This is a genomic window from Chitinophaga sp. S165, assembly GCF_003182155.1.
In the GTDB taxonomy this organism is placed as follows: domain Bacteria; phylum Bacteroidota; class Bacteroidia; order Chitinophagales; family Chitinophagaceae; genus Chitinophaga.
The window spans coordinates 356,287-377,056 of the sequence record NZ_QGTG01000003.1; the positions used below are offsets into that span (position 1 = coordinate 356,287).

The window sequence follows — 20,770 nt, forward strand, 5'->3', positions numbered from 1 at the left end:
GGAGCATATGCATGCCAGTTCTTCCCATCGGGGGAATTATTGTGACAGGAACATGATGTTTCCGGTATCCCGGTATGGCATAAATTGTATAAATTATGGCATTTGTGCCATTTATTACAGTCCGTACCTTTGTACGGTTCAAGCAATCTTATACCGGTAAACATGAAAAAACTCATTGTTATAGTACCTATGCCGGGTACATTCCTGTTAGATATCGCCGGACCGGTAGACGTCTTTACAGCTGTCGACGGCATCTTGAATGAAACAGGCATCGCGCCTGGAGAAGGATATGAAGTGATCCTCGCGTCCCCGCTCACTACAAAAAAGATCATTACCAAAAGCCAGGCGGAAATAAGCTGCAATGTAAAAGTGGAGGACATTGACAGGCCCATTGATACCTTGATCATAGCCGGTTTCCCCATGAAAATGCTGGAAACAAGCCCCCGGTTTATCAACTGGCTGCATGATATCTATCCGACGGTACGGCGCATCGGTTCCGTATGTGTAGGTACTTATGCGCTGGCGGAAGCAGGCATATTAGAAGGAAAAGAAGCGACTACGCACTGGCAGTACAGCCAGGACTTTCAGAACAGGTATCCCGGTATCAAGGTAGACAGTAATCCTTTTTATACCCGTGATGGTAATGTGTATACTTCCGCCGGCGTGTCTTCCGGTATCGATCTGTCTATGGCAATGGTGGAAGAAGATTACGGAAGGGACGTCGCCCTGAAGGCAGCGCGCAAACTGGTGCTATACCTGAAACGTACAGGATACCAGTCCCAGTTCAGTTCCTTATTGCAGGTGCATACGCTGGAGAACTCCATAGCAGGGAAATTGCATCCCTGGATGATCCGCCATTTACAGGAAGATCTCCACGTAGAGCACCTGGCGGAACATTGTAATATGAGCCTGCGCAATTTCAACCGGGTATTTCTGAAGGAGACAGGTATGACGCCTGCTAAGTTTGTAGAGAAACTACGCGTGGAAGTAGCCAGGAAATACCTCGAAGACAGTGACCTCAGTATGGAGCAGATTGCAGAGAAGTGCGGACTCGGAGGGCTTGTATCCATGCGGCGCACTTTTATGCGGCACATGATGGTATCGCCGTCAGATTATCGCCGCACTTTCAGAACATCATTACAGGCAGTTTAATTGATCACCTAAAAATATAACACGATGAAAGTAGCAATTAATGGATTCGGACGTATTGGTAGAATGACCCTCAGAGCATTACAGGACAAGAAAGGAGTGGAGGTAGTCGCCGTTAATGACCTGACAGATATCGGGCTGCTCGCGCACCTGTTGAAATATGATTCCTCACACGGAAAGTTCCCCGGAACAGTTACACACGACGATAAACATCTTATCGTAAACGGAAAAAAAATACTCCTGTTGAATGAACGTGCACCCGAGAAACTACCCTGGGGAGCATTGGGTATTGATGTAGTGATCGAATCTACCGGTCGCTTCACACAACGTGAACTGGCACAGCAACATATTGCCGCAGGAGCAGGAAAGGTATTGATCACAGCGCCAGCCGGTAGCGATGTGAAAACCATTGTAGCTGGTGTGAACAGTGATCAGATCACTGCGGATGATGAGATCCTTTCTACAGCTTCCTGTACAACAAACTGTATCGCGCCCGTACTGTACGTGTTGGATAAAGAGTACGGTATCGCATCCGGATTTATGAGCACTGTGCATGCATTTACGACAGATCAGATGTTGCAGGATGGACCGCATAGAGACTATAGAAGGGCCAGAGGCGCTGCGCAGTCTATCATCCCTACCACTACCGGTGCGGCAAAGGCTATAGGAGAAGTGTTGCCTGCTTTAAAAGGTAAGATGGATGGTTTTTCTTACAGGGTACCTGTTCCTGATGGTTCCATCGCAGAGATGTCGCTGAACCTCGTGAAACCTGCTACTGCAGCAGAGATCAACCAGTTGCTCAAAAAATATGCAGAGACGTCGCTGAAAGGTGTGTTGGAGTACACAGAAGAACCGCTTGTTTCTTCAGATATATTAGGGAATACAAATTCTTCTATTGTAGATGGTACCCTGACACGCACAATTGGCAATCTGGTAAAAGTAGTGTCCTGGTATGATAATGAGGTCGGCATTTCCAACAGGATCGCTGAACTGACAGTGGCACTGGCTAAACAGCAGGTGACTGCATAGTCATCAGGAAGAAGCCTGTACGATCAGGTTTGTATTCAGGATCTTTCTCTCAAATTCCTTCACTGGTTTTTTACTCTCTATCAATTGCAGCAGCAGTTGCGTAGCGATCTGCCCCATTTCAAAGGCCGGTTGCCTCACTACTGTCAGCGGCGGATGCAGCAGTTCTATCAGGTCCGAATTGGAGAAGCCTACCAGGGCAATGTCCTGTGGGATCCGGATACCTTTCGCCTTTAATACACGCATACAATTAGTGGTCAGCTTGTCTGACGCCGTAAAGATAGCATCGGGCCGTGGGCGCAGCTTCAACAGCTGACTTACGGCCTGTTCTACTTCCTGTAACTGCAGTCCGGCGTAACGGCTGTATTTGATCAGCGCCTTGCCAGGCTTAACCCTGGTATGCGCCAATGCTTCCCTGTACCCCGCAATGCGCTCACGGCTGATAGACAGGTTTTCGGGACCTGCGATCACCGCAATATGTTTGTACCCTTTATTGATCAGGTGAAGTGTAGCGTCATAAGCGCCCCTGAAGTTATCTACCATCACCTTATGGGTCTGGATCTCTTCTACAATACGGTCGAAGAAGACAATTGGAAAACCTCTTTCGTGTAATGCTTTCAGATGGTCCAGGTTCTCCGTACCACTTGAAACAGAGATCAGCAACCCGTCTATAGAGCGTGAGGCCAGGTATTGCAATGTCATCACCTCCTTATCAAAAGACTCGTGCGTCTGCGAGATCATTACATTGTACCCCTTATCCTTCGCAACGGATTCTATACCATTAATGGCCTGTGAAAAGAAACTATTGGCAATCTCGGCAACGATCACGCCTATAGAGCGGCTTCGTTTCTCCTTCAGACTTAACGCTATCGGATTAGGATGATAATTGATCCTCGTGGCATATTCCAGCACCAGCTGTTTAGTGGCAATACTGATCTCATGACTATCCCGCAAGGCACGGGACACGGTAGAGGTGGATAACCCCAACGCAATGGCAATATCTTTTATAGTAGCTGCTTCAAATTTCATAACGATAGGAGTAAATATACTTATAATTTATTTTATACTATATTAGTGTCATTCTAACACGTATGAAAAACGCTTCACAGATGAATAAAGCGCTGGTATTTTTAGTTGCCGGACTATCCTGTTTTACTGACGTTTCGGGACAGCAGGTATCCCAATCATGGGCGCCCGACCTGGGAAATGGCATGTATAAAAACCCTGTCCTCAATGCCGACTACTCCGATCCTGATGCCTGCCGGGTAGGAAATGACTTTTATCTTGTCTCCTCCAGCTTCAATGCGGCGCCCGGACTGCCGGTCCTGCATTCGAAAGACCTTGTCAACTGGGAGCTGACGGGGTACGCGCTGCAAAGACAGCCGCCTGTGGATCATTTCCGCAAGGTACGGCACGGCAATGGCGTATGGGCGCCTTCTATCCGTTATCACCGGAATGAATTCTATATCTATTATCCCGATCCGGATTTTGGTATTTACATGATCAAAGCAAAGAATGCCGCCGGACCCTGGTCGGAGCCTGTGATGGTGAAAGCAGGGAAGGGGCTGATTGATCCCTGCCCCCTGTGGGACGACGATGGCAAAGTATACCTCGTACATGCCTTTGCCGGCAGTAGGGCGGGTATTAAAAGCATCCTGACGCTTAATCGGATGAATGCAGCCGGAACCGCCGTGACCGACGAAGGCGTGCTCGTATTTGACGGTCACGGTACACATCCTACACTGGAAGGACCGAAGCTGTACAAACGGAACGGTTTCTATTACATATTCGCACCCGCTGGTGGCGTAAGCACCGGCTGGCAGCTGGTATTACGGTCAAAGAACATTTATGGCCCCTATGACGAAAAGATCGTGATGGACCAGGGTAGGTCAGCTATTAATGGCCCGCATCAGGGCGCCTGGGTGGATATGCCCTCCGGTTCCAGCTGGTTCCTGCATTTCCAGGATAAAGGCGCATACGGTCGCGTAGTACATCTGCAACCTATGCAGTGGGTCAATAACTGGCCCGTGATCGGTGCTGATCCCGATGGCGATGGTAAAGGAGAACCCGTTATGACATTCCGCAAACCTTTGCCGGGGAGTAAGGTTACCACACCTCCCGAATCGGATGAATTCAATGAGCGCTCATTAGGATTGCAATGGCAATGGCAGGCAAATCCTGCTTCCACCTGGTTGATGCCTTTCCCCGCAAAAGGTGTTTTACGTTTATTCTCCGCCAGAATGCCCGACTCCAGCCACAATTACTGGGAAGCGCCTAATCTTTTATTACAAAAATTTCCTGCGGATAGTTTTACCGCTACTACCAAATGTACATTCACGCCTAACCCTTCACTGGAAGGTGAACGCACAGGTTTGATCATCATGGGGGTTGATTATGCAGGTATCTCATTGGTAAAGAAAGAAAATACATTACAGATAGTATATGCAACCTGTCTGAAAGCAGATAAAGGCAGTGCAGAAGAACAGCAGGTGTTGACCACGCTGAAAGATAGTGCCTGCTGGTTTCGCGTGCAGGTCGGTAAAGGTGCAGTTTGCCAGTTTAGCTATAGCCAGGATGGTCAACACTTCACACCGGCAGGTAAACCATTTACTGCACAACCAGGCAGATGGGTAGGGGCCAAAGTCGGTATATTCTGCAGCCGCACGTCACAGATCAACGATGCCGGATTCGCCGATTACGACTGGTTCCGTATCACTGCAGCGCAATAACAATCATAAAATTGTAATAGTATATGTCTGTTTGAAAATGAGCCTGTAGTCCGCAAACGTTTGCGTAAATAAATACCGCCAAACCTTTCCGAATTAATGAATATAGCTGTAGAATTGTTTTGGATATACCGGTATAAGGAACTGATACAAACCAGTACTGCTTTGTATTGCCACTGTAGCAATAAATATTCCGTTGCGGATTAACAAGACCCAAAATTAAAAGACATATACAACACGTTACGTTATGAAAAAACTGTTATTGATCTACTGGCTGCTGCTGGGTAGTGCCGGAATGGCATTGGCGCAAAGTCAGACTATTAAAGGGCGTGTTACTGATGCCACCACAGGCGAGGCGCTTGTGATGGTGAACGTACAGCTCAAAGGTTCCACAACAGGTGCGCAGACAGATGCCACCGGTGCATTTTCACTTACAGTCCCCGATACCAGAACAGGTGTATTGATATTTAGCTATCTGGGATATCAGGCACTAACACAAAATATTAATGGTAATAGCAACATCATTGTGAAACTTGAAAAAGATAATAAACAACTCGACGAGGTCGTGGTAGTTGGTTACGGTGAAGTAAAGAAACGTGACCTCACAGGAGCTGTTGTTTCTGTCAAAGGAGAAGAACTGCGTAAAGTTCCTTCCACAAACGTGATGGAATCCGTACAGGGTAAACTGCCCGGTGTGGATATTACCAAAAGCAGCGGCGCGGCCGGTGCTAAAATCAATGTGACCGTCAGAGGTAACCGTTCTATCCGTGCCGATAACGGTCCGCTCTATATTGTTGACGGTGTACAATATGAAAATATTCAGGATATTAATCCGAACGATATTCAGTCAATGGAAGTGCTCAAAGATGCTTCCTCTACCGCTGTATACGGCTCCAGGGGCGCTAATGGCGTTATCATTGTTACGACTAAGAAAGGTGTGAGCGGCAGACCACGCGTAACCGTGAATACATACGCAGGTATTTCGCAGGTAGCAGGTTACCCGGAAATGTCTACCGGCCCGCAATACGTTGCCCAGAAACGCGAAGCGAACCGTACTACCGGCCGCTGGAAAACAGAAGCAGACGATCCGCTGATCTTTAACGCAGCAGAAGTTGACGCCATCCAGAATAATCTATGGACAAACTATGCAGACCTGCTTATTCACGATGGTCTGCAACAGGACTATCAGGTAGGTGTTTCAGGCGGATCGGACAAAACGAAGGTTTATCTCTCTCTGGATTATTTTGACGAAAAAGGGCTCTTCAAACTGGACCATCTGAAAAGATATTCAGCACGTCTGAATCTCGATCAGATCGTAAATGATTACCTGAAAGTAGGTATGCAGAGCCAGGTTACCTATTACAACCAGGATACCCGTCGCGACCCGTTGAACCAGGCTAACAAGATCATCCCGATAAACACGCCCTATGATGAAGATGGAAAACTGATCCTCTTTCCTAATAGCGGCCCGATGATCAATCCACTGGCAGACGAACAACCAAATGCATATCAGAATAACGGCCGTGTAACCCGCACATTCGTGAACGCTTATGTGGAACTGACGCCCTTAAAAGGCCTGTCTTTCCGTTCTAACCTCGGTGTTACGCTCGATAATGCACGTACCGGCGTGTATGCTGCAAAAAATACGATCGACCGTGCTACCGCTTCAGCCTCCCGCTCACAGCTCAATAGCGGCAGCAGACGGTTTCTCAGCTGGGAGAATGTATTGAATTATCAGCATACCATCGGTAACCATTCCTTCGGCGTAACCGGTGTTGCCAGCTTACTCTCTGACCAAAGGGACTCAAGTTTCCTGCAAGGTGAAGGACAGTTGCTGCCCTCCCAGTTATATTACGCCTTACAGAATAGCGTGAGTGGTATTGCAGTGCGCTCAAGTTATATGGCAAATAAACTGATCTCATTTACAGGCCGTATTAACTATAGCTATAAAGGGAAATATCTGTTGTCACTGACCGGGCGTTCCGACGGATCATCCAAACTGGCGCCCGGTAATAAATGGGCCTTCTTCCCATCCGTTGCCGGTGCATGGCGTGTTTCTGATGAGGCATTCATGAAAGGCCAGCGTGTTTTCAGTGATCTGAAAGTACGTGTCAGTTATGGTATTGCCGGTAATGATGCCGTACCTCCTTATGCAACGGCAAGCTATCTGACCAATATTCCATTCTCTTATGATGATACCAAGTCTGCTATGGGATATGCTATCGGTAGCCAGATCGGTAACAGGAACCTGAAATGGGAACTTTCTTCTACTACCGACGTCGGACTGGATATGAGTTTTTTTGACGGCAGGATAGGTACTACCATCGACTACTATGATACGCACACCAAAGACCTGTTACTCCAAAGAACATTACCTACCTCTTCGGGCGTAGGTTCAGTAATACAGAACATTGGTAAAACGAGGAACAGAGGTATTGAGATCGGCATCACTACAACCAATGTAAGAACAAATGGGTTCACCTGGACTTCCGGTATCACCTTCTCCAAGAACAAGGAGGAGATCGTAGCCCTGGCTGACGCAAGAACAAACGATGTTGCTAACAGCTGGTTTATCGGTTATCCTGTCAAAGTATTCTACGACTATGAAAAGGTCGGTATCTGGCAATCGAAAGAAGCAGATGCTGCCGCTAAATTTGGATACAAGCCCGGCGATATTAAAGTACGTGACCAGGATAATAACGGATCGTTGAATTCGGCAGATCGTATTGTTGTCGGCAAACAGGTGCCTACCTGGAGCGGTGGTTTCAATAATGATATCAGGTTCAGGAATTTTGATCTGAACGTATACGTGTTCGCCCGTATCGGACAATGGATCAATTCAGAATATGCAGCCAAGTTTGACCCGCAGGGACTGGAGAACAGCGCACCGCTGAACTACTGGACGCCTGAACGTGAGACCAATGACTATCCCCGCCCGAATGCAAGCATATCAAGAGACGGTACGCCATTCATCCGGACATTGGGTTACAAAGACGGTTCCTTTGTGAAGATCCGTAATCTCTCGCTGGGTTACACCTTGCCTTCCGTTGCATTAAAGAGCATGCATATGAGCAATCTGCGTCTCTATGTAACAGGTAAGAACCTGTTCACCTTCAGTAAAGTGAAAGACTATGATCCGGAGCGTGGTGGTGATCTGAGCAATCCGCTCACTAAAATGTACGTGGCCGGCCTGAATGTGGAATTCTGATTTTAACCAATTAACCTGACAACACATGAAACGTTATATAAACATATTGATGATAATACTGCTGGGCGCTGGTCTGCTGGCCGCCTGCAACAAACAACTGGAAGAATACAATCCTTCCGGCCTCACCGTAGATCAGGTGTTCAGTACACCCGAAGGCTTTGAAACGCTCGTAAATGCCGCCTATTCCTACAACCGCTGGTGGTACGGAAAAGAAGAAGGATGGAACATCGCTGAAATGGGCACCGATCTGTGGACCAGCGGCACGGGCGACAAATACCCTGACCTCACCCAATACATCAACCTGCAGGCAAGCAATAGCGTAATGGGGGTGATGTGGAGACAACTATATTCAGCCATCAATCTCTGTAACACAGGATTGGCAAGAGTAGGTAATGCGGGACTGACCGAAGATAGAAGGGCCATCCGCGAAGCAGAGCTGCGTTTCCTGCGGGCCTTCTATTACTGGCATGTAGTGGAAACCTGGGGCGGCGTGCATTTCACGGTAACAGAAACAGCCGGCGTCGAAACAGTGGCTAACCGTACTCCTGTCGATACGTTCTATGCACAGATCTTCCGTGATCTCGATATAGCCGTAGCTAATCTGCCAAAGACTACCGGCGACTATGGCCGCGTTACAAGACCTGCTGCAATGGCGTTCCTGGCGCGTATGTGCCTGACCCGTGGACAAAATGAAAAGGCTGCGGCACTGGCAGACTCTGTGATCAATAATTATGGTTTCTCCCTGCAGGATAAATATTCAGATCTGTGGCGCATGGACAATCTGCAAAACAAAGAGATCGTCTGGGCCGTTAATTATATGAAGAACCTGGTGTTTAACGATCGACTGGATGCTACCTTATACCCTAACGGACATAGCCGTGGAGCCAATAACGGCCACCTGATGTTTACGATGAAATATGATGACCTTATCGGTATGCAGCGTGACATCGCTAACGGCCGTCCTTTCAACAGGTATATGCCTACATTGTATTTGCTGGACCTCTTTAATGAAAAGGCCGATGCAAGGTTTGATGCAAGCTTTAAAAGTGTATGGTTTTGTAATAACCTGGCCACAGCACGCAGAGGTATGAAACTGGGAGATACTGCTATCATCTGCACCAAATATGTTGTTACCAATGCAGATACTGCCGGTAAGCCATATCGTGTATATGACAGGAATATCTCTTATCTGCCGGATGAAGGAGGTTCTGACCGTACCCACTATATCTCACTAAAGAAATTTGACGATCCCACCCGCGGAGGAAGAGATGAAGAACAGAGCGCCAGAGATGCTTATGTTATCCGTTTGGCCGAGTTATACCTGATCGCGGCTGAAGCACAGATCAATCTGGGAAATAAAGGCAAAGCTGCCGAATATATCACCAGGCTGCGTAAACGTGCTACCATTCCCGGACATGAAGCTGAAATGGCAGTGACAGACGCTAACATGACCATTGATTTCATCCTGGAAGAAAGGGCACGCGAACTGGCTGGCGAACAACTACGCTGGTTCGATCTGAAACGTACCGGAAAACTTGGTTCACAGATCAGTGCGCATAATCCCGACGCCGCTAAGAACTTCCAGTCATATCATACTGTCCGTCCTATTCCACAGGACCAGATAGATGCCGTGACGAACAAAGGGGAGTTTACACAAAATCCGAACTATCAGTAATACCATAAATCGAAAGCTCATGAAGTTGAAGTTGTATCTATTGGCGCTGCTTTTTCCGTTGATCAGCTGGATCGCGACAGACGGTCCGCCACGCGTGTTTATGATTGGCGATTCTACAATGGCGAACAAACCATTGGAAGACAATCCCGAAAGAGGATGGGGACAGCTGTTCCCGCTCTTCCTGCAGAAAGGTGTCACCGTGAAGAATTATGCCGTCAATGGACGCAGTACCAAAAGCTTCATCAATGAGCATCGCTGGGATAGCGTTTTAGCCCAATTAAAGCCCGGTGACTGGCTTATTATCCAGTTTGGGCATAATGATAGCAAAAAGGACGATCCGAACCGTTATGCGGCTCCGGAAGGCGATTATAAGACTAATCTGCTCCGCTTTGTCAAAGAAGCCCGTGCAAAAGGTGCGAACCCTATCCTCGTGACCCCGGTACAACGCCGGAAGTTCGACGATAAAGGTGCCTTCGTTGACCAGCATGGCGACTATCCCCGCGTGGTGAAAGAAGTAGCGGCCAGTAATAAAGTGCCGCTGATAGACCTGCAAAAGAGCAGCGAAGCCCTGATCCTGCAACATGGTGTACAAGGCTCTGAGAAACTGTTCAAAACCACCCCGGCAGGACATTATAAAACCCTGCCTGATGGTGTGACAGATAATACGCACTTCAATACCTATGGCGCTACCCTCATAGCAGGACTGGTTGCCAGGGAGATCAGGGACAAGCACGTCGGACTGGAAAAGTACCTGGAACAGACTGAGTTTGAAGGGAAATACCGTTTCGACCTGCCTGAAATATATGAGCCGCATTTCAAAAGGGATACCATCAGCATAGTAGCCTTCGGCGCAAAAGCGGATGGCATTACATTGAATAGCAAGAGTATCAACGATGCCATTACTGCCAGCAATAGCAAAGGCGGTGGCGTGGTGATGGTGCCTCCTGGACTGTGGATCACCGGGCCTATTGTGCTGAAGAGTAACGTGAATCTGTACCTCGCACCTAATGCGATCTTACAGTTCACAAAAGACTTCGACCAGTATCCGTTGGTAGAAACCACTTACGAAGGCTTAAAAGCCATGCGTTGCCAGGCGCCGGTATCTGCTGTAAATGCGGAGAACATCGCTGTTACCGGCAGCGGCATCCTGGACGGTGGCGGCGATGCCTGGCGTGTTGTTAAGAAGGATAAACTGACGGAATCACAGTGGACAAAACTGCTGGCTTCCGGCGGTATAGAAGGGGAAGATAAAAAGACCTGGTATCCTTCCACTAAATCATTCAAAGGCTCTCACACCAAACTGGCCGGTGTGATAGCACCAGGTAAAACAGCGGCAGACTATAACGATATCAAAGACTTCCTGCGCCCAAATATGGTGAGCATTACGTCTTGCAAATACGTACTGCTGGAAGGTGTAACCTTTCAGAATTCACCGGCCTGGTGTCTTCACCCGCTGCTCACAGAACATATCACACTGCGGAACGTATACGCCAAGAATCCGTGGTATGCACAGAATGGCGATGGCATTGACCTTGAGTCCTGCCGTTATTCCCGCATAGAAGGCTGCACTTTCGATGTGGGTGATGATGGTATCTGTATTAAATCCGGCAGGGATGAGCAAGGCCGTAAACGCGGTGTCGCTACTGAAGATGTCATCGTCAACAACTGCGTTGTATATCATGCTCACGGTGGTTTTGTAATAGGCAGTGAAATGTCTGGCGGTGCACGTAACCTGTTTGTCTCCAACTGTTCTTTTCTGGGTACGGATATCGGTTTGCGTTTTAAAACTACCCGTGGCCGTGGCGGTATCGTGGAGAAGATCTACGTGAATAATATCAGCATGAAAGATATTCCGGCAGAAGCGATCCTGTTTGACATGTACTACATGGCGAAAGACCCGGTGCCACTGTCTGGCGAAAAACGTGAAGCGCCGAAAGTACAGCTCTTCCCCGTAACAGAAGCAACGCCACAGTTCAGGGACTTTCATATCAGTAACGTGGTATGTTATGGAGCGGAGAAGGCGATCTTTATCCGTGGTCTGCCAGAAATGCCGATCAGTGATATTCATCTGAAAGATATCACGATCACGGCAAAGACTGCGGGCGACTGTATTGCGGGTAATAATATCAACCTGACCAATGTTACTCTTGTCACGAAAGACAATGGTAAGATCAATGTGCAGGACAGCAAAGAGGTTAAATTGGATATTTCAAAACGATAAAACAGATCAGGAGTCAGGCATCAGCAATAAGTGTAGTAGTAGTTCCCTGCATTTGTCGCCGGTGCCTACTCCTGATCTCTTCAGAAAAAAGCACGGCATGAAAAAATTACTGAACACCCTTTTACTCCTCCTGCCCGCATTCACTTTCGCGCAATCTGCAAAGATGGCCGAAACGATGATCCGGATATGGGGAGACTCTTTACAACTGGCTGGAAGGCATGCACACTGGACATATGATCAGGGCGTGGTACTGGAAGGTTTTACAGGATTATGGAAGAACACCGGAGACGGCAGGTACTTCCGTTTCATACAGACAGGTCTTGACCATTATATTGAAAAGGACGGTACTATCCGCACCTACAAAGCTGAAGATTACAACATCGATAATATAAAAAATGGCCGTTCTCTGTTGCTGCTGTATAAAGTCACCAACGATGAGAAATACAAGCTGGCTGCTGATAAACTGAAGGCACAGCTGGACAAACAGCCGCGTACGAATGAAGGCGGCTTCTGGCACAAGAAACGCTATCCTTACCAGATGTGGCTGGACGGCCTGTATATGGCAGAGCCCTTCTACGCTGAATATGCAGCGCTCTTTCATGACGATGCCGTATACAAAGATATCACACGCCAGTTCGTACTGATGGAAGAACATTCACGCGATGCAAAAACAGGACTGCTCTATCACGGGTATGATGAATCCCGCCAACAACGTTGGGCCGATAAAACCACCGGCCGTTCTCCCAATTTCTGGGGCCGGGCAATGGGTTGGTATGGAATGGCATTGGTAGATGCGCTGGAATATTTCCCACAGACACATCCCGGCAGGGACAGCCTCATACAGATCCTGAACAGGATGGCTGTAGCCGTAAAGAAATACCAGGACCCTGCCAGCGGTTGCTGGTGGCAGGTATTGGACAAAGGAAAAGAAAAAGGCAATTACCTGGAAGCATCTGCCTCCTGCATGTTTGTATATGCACTGGCTAAAGGCGTCCGTTTAGGGTACCTGCCTGCCAGTTACAGTGCGGTAGCCGATAAAGGGTATAAAGGACTGACTAAACAGTTTGTAAGACCTGCGCCCGAAGGCGGTGTGAACCTAAAAGGTACTGTAAGCGTAGCCGGATTAGGTGGTGATCCTTACCGTGATGGTAGCTATGCCTATTACCTCAGTGAAAAGGTGATCGTGAACGACCCCAAAGGAGTAGGAGCGTACATGCTGGCGGCTAATGAGATGGAGCAGGCAGCTATTCCAAAAACAGGGAAAGGAGTACGCGTTACGATTGACAATTACTTCAATAACGAATACAGGAAAGGACCATCAGGACGACAGGAATCCTGGCACTACGTATGGGATGAAAAAGACAATGGTGGGTATTCTCTCTGGGGGCATATCTTTAAGAACAGGGGTGCCGTAACCAATACATTATCTGCAGCGCCTACTGCTGCCAGTCTTGCAAAGACCGACATTCTCCTCATGGTTGATCCTGATACGGAAAAGGAAACTACAAAGCCCAACTATATGACAGATGCCCACGCAGAAGAAATATATAATTGGGTGAAGAAAGGTGGCGTACTGGTAGTGCTGCAGAACGATGCAGGTAACTCCGAAATAAAGGAGTTCAATAAACTGACCGGCCGTTTTGGTATCACATTCAAAGAGGACAGCCGTAATCATGTAGAAGGCAAACAATTTGAACAGGGCGCATTGTTCCTGCCTGCAGGCAATGAAGTATTCCCGCATACCAAAAAGATCTATATCAAAGAGATCTCTACAATCGCTTTAAAACAGCCCGCAAGAGCAGCTTACACCGATAAAGGCGATGTAGTGATGGCAGTATCAAAAGTAGGTAAAGGAACAGTGTTCGCTGTGGGCGATCCATGGTTCTATAACGAATATCTTGACGGACGCCGCTTGCCGGCATCATTTGAAAACTATCAGGCAGCTACTGATCTGACAGAGTGGCTGTTCAAACAGGTCGTGCGTAAATAAAGTAAACGAGGTATATGCAATTGAACAAACAGTTATTGAACGGCGAAGAACGTACAGTGCTGCCCGAAAAGGTGCTGCAGTTTGGTACAGGCGTATTGTTACGCGGACTGCCGGATTATTTTATTGACAAAGCCAATAAAGCCGGCATCTTCAACGGCCGTATTGTGATGGTCAAGTCTACGGACAAGGGCAATACAGATGCCTATACAGAACAGGATAATCTCTACACGCACTGTATACAGGGAATTATGCAGGGCCGTAGGGTAGAGGAATACATTATCAATTCTTCCATCAGCAGGGTATTATCGGCTACAGCAGAATGGAATGCTATCCTGGACTGCGCTACTTTTTCTGAAATGGAAATAGTGATCTCCAATACGACGGAGGTAGGTATTACTTTATCAGATGATGATATACATGCTACAACTCCTCCGCCTTCTTTCCCAGGTAAGTTGCTGGCATTCCTGCTGCACCGCTACAGGCACTTCAGTGGTGATCCTGATAAAGGAATGGTGATCATTCCTACGGAGCTGATCCCCGACAATGGCACTAAGCTGAAAAATATACTGTTGGAACTGGCGAAGCGTAATCAGCTGGACGAGTCCTTCATTCAATGGTTATCTACCGCCAATCATATCTGTAATTCCCTGGTGGACCGTATCGTGCCAGGCGCCTTACCGGCTGCATCACATGCCGCTGTTGAAAAGCAACAGGGCTACCAGGATAAACTCATGATCATGTCCGAGCCATATGCGCTTTGGGCGATAGAAACAGGCAGCGAAACGGTCAGAAAGAAGTTGTCTTTCTATCAGGTGGACAGTGGCGTAGTACTGGCGCCGGATATCAATATATTCCGGGAACTGAAGTTGCGATTGTTAAATGGAACACATACGCTTACCTGCGGACTGGCAGTATCAGGCGGCTTCGAAACCGTGAAGGAAGCAATGGAAGATCCAGCAATGGAAAGTTGCATATCTGCATTGATGAAGCATGAGATAGTACCCGCTATTACAGATCTTAACATCCGTGAAGACGCAGCCTTACGCTTTGCAGGAAATGTGCTGGACCGCTTCAGGAATCCTTATATAGAGCACCGTTGGATCAGTATCACTATGCAATACACCTCCAAGATGAAGATGCGTGTTATCCCGGTATTGCAGCACCACTATCATCGCTTTGAAGAGGTACCGGCATTCATGGCATTGGGTTTTGCAGCCTACCTGTTATTTATGCGGGAAGGTAATGTAACAGATGATTATGCAGCTTATTTCAAAGATAAATGGCAACGGCTGGAGCCCGCCGTACTTGTACAAACAGTATTAAAGGATACGGCTTTATGGGGAACTGACCTGACAGCATTGACAGGGTTTGCCCATGCAGTGACTGTCATGCTGAAAGCTTTATTAAATGAAGGCGCTAATTCACTTATCAGAAGAGTATCAGAAGAAACAACGATTGCTTAAAATAAAACAGATATGACGACGGGGATGAAAAGGAAAGTGTTAAAAGTGCATCCGCATGATAACGTGGTGGTGGCGCTTACAGACCTGAAAAAAGGAGAAAGTGTGCAGGAAAATGGACAGGTATATACCGTAACAGAAGATATACCTGCAAAGCACAAATTTACAGAAGCAACGCTCAATACGGGAGATGCAATAACTATGTATGGTGTATTGGTGGGTCGCGCAAAGCAGACATTACCAGCCGGGTCTAAAATAGCCGTGGGGAATGTAAAGCATGCAGCGAGCGACTTCCAGCTGGCATCTGCAAGAAGGACAGCCTGGCATATTCCTGATGTCTCTAAATGGCAGCAACGCACATTTATGGGATATCACCGTGCAGACGGCAGCGTTGGTACCGGCAACTACTGGCTGGTGATCCCGATGGTGTTCTGTGAAAACAGGAATGTGGATGTATTAAGAGAAACGCTGGTTGACGAACTGGGATATGGCCGTCCGAAGAAATACGCCGGATTCGCCCGTATGCTGGCAGAAAAATACAAACAGGGTGCAGACGCTAATGGCATACTGGAAACAGTTTATACGGAAGATGATGCTGCAACACTACAACCCCGCCTCTTTGAGAATGTAGACGGTATTAAGTTCCTGACACATGAAGGTGGTTGTGGCGGTATCAGGCAGGATGCACAGACCTTATGCGGACTGCTGGCAGGATATATTACACATGCGAACGTAGCGGGTGCTACCGTGTTAAGCCTGGGATGCCAGAATGCACAGATCACCATGCTGGAAGAGGAGATCAGGAAACGTTCGCCTCAGTTCAGCAAACCGCTTTACATATTGGACCAGCAGCAGACCGGAACAGAGCAGGCTCTGATCACTGCGGCCGTAAAGCAGACTATGGCGGGATTGATCCAGGCCAATACGATCACCCGTCAACCTGCCCCATTATCCAAGCTGTGCATAGGGCTTGAATGCGGCGGTTCCGATGGCTTTTCCGGGATCTCTGCTAATCCGGCTATCGGTTATACTTCCGACCTGCTGGTGGCTTTGGGAGGATCTGTGATCTTATCCGAGTTCCCGGAACTATGTGGCGTGGAACAGGAACTGAGCGATCGTTGTACAGATGAAAAAGATGCATTACGTTTTATAGAACTGATACGCACTTACGCACGCCGCGCAGAAGAAGCCGGCTCCGGTTTTGATATGAACCCGTCACCGGGAAATATCAAAGACGGTCTGATCACAGACGCTATTAAATCGGCCGGTGCAGCCAAGAAAGGCGGAACATCGCCGGTAGCGGCTGTGCTGGATTATCCTGAAAAGGTGACCAAACCTGGTCTTAACCTGCTTTGTACCCCCGGCAATGATGTAGAGTCCACCACTGCCGAAGTTGGGTCCGGAGCAACTATCGTATTATTCACAACCGGACTGGGTACACCTACCGGCAATCCTGTGACGCCCGTCATCAAGCTATCCAGTAATACGAAACTCTATGAGCGTATGCCTGATATTATTGATATCAATACAGGTACTATCATCGATGGAGAAGAGTCCATTCCTGAAGCAGGTGAGCGCATTCTTAACTATGTTATCGATGTAGCCAGCGGAATCACCAAAGCCAGGTCCGTTATCAACGGACAGGATGATTTCATTCCCTGGAAAAGAGGCGTGTCACTGTAATCACTAACCATTTCAATTAATGTCAACAATGAAGAAGTTCCTGGATGAACACTTTCTCCTGAGTAACACAACTGCAAAACGTCTGTACCACGATTACGCAAAAGACATGCCGGTAATTGACTATCACTGTCATCTGCCACCGGCACAGATAGCAGCGGATGCCAGCTTTGGCAATCTCACGCAGGCGTGGCTGTACGGCGATCACTATAAATGGAGAGCCATGCGCACCAATGGCGTACACGAGAGCTATTGCACCGGAAATAAATCAGACCTGGAGAAGTTTGAGAAATGGGCGGAGACTGTGCCATACACATTGCGCAATCCACTGTATCATTGGACGCACCTTGAATTACAACGCTACTTCGATATTCACGATATTCTAAGTCCGGCCACAGCCACGGATATTTATTATAATGCCAGTGCACAACTGGAGACCAGTGCTTACAGTACGCGTAACTTATTACGTAAAATGAATGTAGCATTGGTATGCACAACAGATGATCCGGCAGACACACTGGAATATCATCAGCAAATAAGACAGGATGGTTTTGAAATACCTATCCTGCCTGCGTTCCGGCCTGACCAATCCATGAATGTAGATGACCCCGAAAAGTATAATCAATATCTGCAACGCCTGGAAGAGGCTAGTGGCATTACGATCACTAGCTATGCCGACCTGCTCGATGCATTGAAGAACAGGCATGACTTCTTCGCCTCACAAGGTTGTACCGTATCAGATCATGGCATTGAAGAGATCTATGCAGAAGACTTTCATGAGAAGGACATTGACGCTATTTTCTTGAAAGTAAGAAGCGGTCATAGGTTAAGTCTGCATGAAGCAAGACAGATCAAATCTGCGCTGTTGTTACAGCTGGCAGAATGGGATTGGGAAAAGGGCTGGGTGCAGCAATATCACCTGGGTGCATTGCGTAACAACAACTCCCGTATGATGCGCGTGTTAGGCCCTGATACCGGCTGGGATTCCATCGGTGATTTCTCCCAGGCAAGAGCGCTGGCAAAGTTCCTGGACCGCCTGGATAGCCAGGATAAACTGGCCCGTACCATCCTGTACAACCTGAATCCGGCCGATAATGAACTGCTGGCGACGATGATCGGCAACTTCAATGATGGCTCTATTGCAGGAAAGGTGCAATTCGGTTCTGCATGGTGGTTCCTGGACCAGAAAGATGGAATGATCAAACAGCTGAATGCCTTATCCAATATGGGCTTGTTAAGCCGTTTCGTAGGCATGCTGACTGATTCCCGCAGCTTTTTATCTTATCCGCGTCATGAATATTTCCGGAGGATCGTTTGTGAACTATTGGGGCAGGAAGTTGAGAACGGAGAACTGCCAAACGATATTGAGTGGATCGGAAAAGTGGTTAAAGATATCTGCTACTACAATGCTCAACAATATTTCAATTGGAAAGAGCTTGGCGTTGAAGCTGACGTAAGCCGTTAAATTTATAGAAATCCGGGCAGTATAAAATGGATCGCATCTGTTTTATCAACTATGGCTGAGCTGTTTGAAATCCTATCTGTTTACGTCAAATTTATCTAAACAGATGCAGCCCATTTTATACTGCCGGTACTATTGAAAATTGTTTTCCAGTCTAAGTCCTATTTATCCATTTCATTTGTCTCCCAAGTCGTTGGTCCCAAAACGATCGTATTATATATCCTTCACTGAATGTCCAAATGCCTTACTTGAAAGAACCACTTCCGCAGCAGCGTTTCCACTACGGAAGTGTAAACAACTAAACAACTCTCAGATTTATGATTAACAATTCGCGCAAGCGTAATTGGGTTTTTTAAGCGGCTCACTGGAAGTCATTTCGAACTTACCGGAGAGGGGAGAAGAAACACATGGATTCTCGAAAGCGATCAGGTCTGCTAATCCGTTCAATACTGTCTGTTCCGCATGTATCGCATCATAGTCGCCATTCAGGATAAGCGTACCTCTGAACCTGGAGCGTATGCCCGCTATCAGCATAGCAGGAGTAGCAGGTTCTGTCAGCAAATGGATGTAAGACAATCCGTAAGTGTCCAGCGCATCTGCCAGGAACTCGTACGTAGCATCTATCTCATCATGATGTTGCAGATCATTTACCTGGCTGTAAGGCGACAGGCGGATACCGGTACGGTCCCTTCCTATAGCATGACTGACAGCGGCTACTGTTTCAAGGATAAATCGTACCCTGTTGTGAATACTGCCTCCATACTTATCTGTACGTTGATTGGTGTCAGGATGCAGGAACTGGTCCATCAGGTAGCCGTGGGCCGCGTGTAGTTCCACACCGTCAAAACCGGCGTCAATAGCCTGAGTAGCGGCTTTCACATATTGCTGCACCATCTTCTGCACTTCGGATGTGGTCATTGCTCTTGGTGTAGCATATGGCTGCCATCCGTGTTGTTCTGTCCATATCTCTCCTTTGGCAGCAACTGCTGAAGGAGCAATGATGTCTGCCTTTGCGGGCATATTGGCGGGGTGTGATATCCGCCCTGTATGCATGATCTGCAGGAAGATCCGGCCTCCGTTCTCATGAACTGCTTTTGTAACTTTCTTCCATCCTGCTATCTGGTCCTTGCTATAGATCCCCGGCATGTGCGCATGGCCCATACCGTTTTCCGCAGGACCGGTCCCCTCTGCTATGATCAGGCCCGCTTTGGCCCGCTGGCTGTAGTAGTTCACCATCACTTCGTTCGGAATGCCCGCAGGAACGTGAACCTTATTCAAGGTAGGCGCCATAACTACCTTATTGGATATGGCGTAATTGCCTATTGTAGTAGATGATAAAAGTGTTGGATACATTGCCTGTCTTTCGTTGATATTCCAGAATGATTGTTCCAGAAATGGGTAAAAAATTTTTAATACCTGATGCTATTCAATATATGGTCTGCCATTCGCTCCAACATCTCTCTATCTCCAAAAAGAACGTCCATCATCCAGAGGGAGCTGAAGCTTGCGTAAAGGAACTGGGCTAATGTGGCAGGGTCTTTCTCTGCCGGGATCTCATTCATCTGTTTTGCTTTCTCCAGTAGTTCCTGTAATACGCTGATACTTGCTTTGGCCTGTTCCCGAACGATCATTTTGATACCATCATCCATAGAAGCAAGTTCGAAGGATGTTTTGACCATCAGGCAGGTTTTGCCCTCTTTTTTGTTCGATACGGCCCTTCGTACGATACTTTCTACTGCTTGCATAGGTGAGACCTTATCACAGCACTGTTTATAGTCAAATAGCTTCTCCTTCGCGTAGTTCTGCAGGCACTGTTGAAAGAGGGCGTATTTGTCGCCGTAAGTATCATATATACTGGCCCGGTTCAGTTGCATCCCTTCCACAAGGTCTTGCATGGACGTAGCATTGTATCCCTTCTCCCAGAAGAGATCCCTTGCTTTTTCCAGCCTTTCCTCAGGATCGAATGCTTTATTCCGTGCCATGATGCAAATGTAGAATTTCAGAATGAATGTTCCAAATAAATTTAGAATGACTGTTCCAGAATACTGTTTACCCAAAAGAGCAGGACGGGGAGAATGATCTACAAAATTATTACATATACCCGCGTAGGTGTTGATAATCATAACGGTACAGGCCGCAGAGGCGAAAGTAAGACCAGATGAACATCTGAGCG

General features: G+C 47.5%; 13 protein-coding genes. 10 read left to right on the forward strand and 3 right to left on the reverse strand.

Annotated features, from left to right (window positions below; genetic code table 11):
- The first annotated feature begins 162 nt into the window (after positions 1-162).
- Together C7475_RS15865 and gap are read left to right on the forward strand one after the other, a co-directional pair.
- Positions 163-1,152, forward strand: a complete 990-nt coding sequence (locus tag C7475_RS15865; protein WP_110054368.1) for a GlxA family transcriptional regulator — start codon at positions 163-165, stop codon at positions 1,150-1,152.
- Positions 1,153-1,176: 24 nt separating this feature from the next.
- Positions 1,177-2,178, forward strand: a complete 1,002-nt coding sequence (gene gap, locus C7475_RS15870) for a type I glyceraldehyde-3-phosphate dehydrogenase (protein WP_110054369.1) — start codon at positions 1,177-1,179, stop codon at positions 2,176-2,178.
- 3 nt (positions 2,179-2,181) lie between these two features.
- On the opposite strand, the gene C7475_RS15875 is transcribed toward gap, so the two are convergent.
- Positions 2,182-3,204 carry a LacI family DNA-binding transcriptional regulator gene (locus tag C7475_RS15875; protein WP_110054370.1) on the reverse strand — a complete coding sequence of 341 codons (1,023 nt, stop codon included), beginning with the start codon at positions 3,202-3,204 and terminating at the stop codon, positions 2,182-2,184.
- 62 nt (positions 3,205-3,266) lie between these two features.
- Between C7475_RS15875 and C7475_RS15880 the strand changes: the two genes are divergently transcribed.
- From C7475_RS15880 to uxaC, 8 genes are all read left to right on the forward strand, one after another.
- Complete coding sequence (locus C7475_RS15880) at positions 3,267-4,904, forward strand: glycoside hydrolase 43 family protein (protein WP_233259873.1); 1,638 nt, start codon at positions 3,267-3,269, stop codon at positions 4,902-4,904.
- Between the two features lie 244 nt (positions 4,905-5,148).
- Positions 5,149-8,109 (forward strand): TonB-dependent receptor, encoded by a 2,961-nt coding sequence (locus C7475_RS15885; RefSeq protein ID WP_110054371.1) that lies wholly within the window; start codon positions 5,149-5,151, stop codon positions 8,107-8,109.
- A gap of 25 nt (positions 8,110-8,134) precedes the next feature.
- A complete protein-coding gene (locus C7475_RS15890; protein WP_110054372.1) occupies positions 8,135-9,784 on the forward strand; it encodes a RagB/SusD family nutrient uptake outer membrane protein in 1,650 nt (549 codons plus the stop codon).
- A 19-nt stretch (positions 9,785-9,803) separates the two neighbouring features.
- Entirely contained in the window at positions 9,804-12,005 is a 2,202-nt protein-coding gene (locus C7475_RS15895) for a glycosyl hydrolase family 28 protein (protein WP_233259874.1), read from the forward strand.
- Positions 12,006-12,102: 97 nt separating this feature from the next.
- Entirely contained in the window at positions 12,103-13,995 is a 1,893-nt protein-coding gene (locus C7475_RS15900) for a DUF4350 domain-containing protein (protein ID WP_110054373.1), read from the forward strand.
- 14 nt (positions 13,996-14,009) lie between these two features.
- Positions 14,010-15,458, forward strand: a complete 1,449-nt coding sequence (locus tag C7475_RS15905) for a tagaturonate reductase (protein ID WP_110054374.1) — start codon at positions 14,010-14,012, stop codon at positions 15,456-15,458.
- Between the two features lie 12 nt (positions 15,459-15,470).
- Entirely contained in the window at positions 15,471-17,138 is a 1,668-nt protein-coding gene (locus tag C7475_RS15910; RefSeq protein WP_233259875.1) for a UxaA family hydrolase, read from the forward strand.
- Positions 17,139-17,166: 28 nt separating this feature from the next.
- Entirely contained in the window at positions 17,167-18,600 is a 1,434-nt protein-coding gene (uxaC, locus tag C7475_RS15915) for a glucuronate isomerase (RefSeq protein ID WP_110054376.1), read from the forward strand.
- Positions 18,601-18,918: 318 nt separating this feature from the next.
- Here uxaC and C7475_RS15920 read toward each other — a convergent pair whose 3' ends face one another.
- On the reverse strand, positions 18,919-19,950 hold the full coding sequence (locus C7475_RS15920; protein WP_110054377.1) for an alkene reductase: 1,032 nt from the start codon (positions 19,948-19,950) through the stop codon (positions 18,919-18,921).
- 56 nt (positions 19,951-20,006) lie between these two features.
- On the reverse strand, positions 20,007-20,579 hold the full coding sequence (locus C7475_RS15925; RefSeq protein WP_110054636.1) for a TetR/AcrR family transcriptional regulator: 573 nt from the start codon (positions 20,577-20,579) through the stop codon (positions 20,007-20,009).
- Positions 20,580-20,770 lie beyond the last annotated feature (191 nt).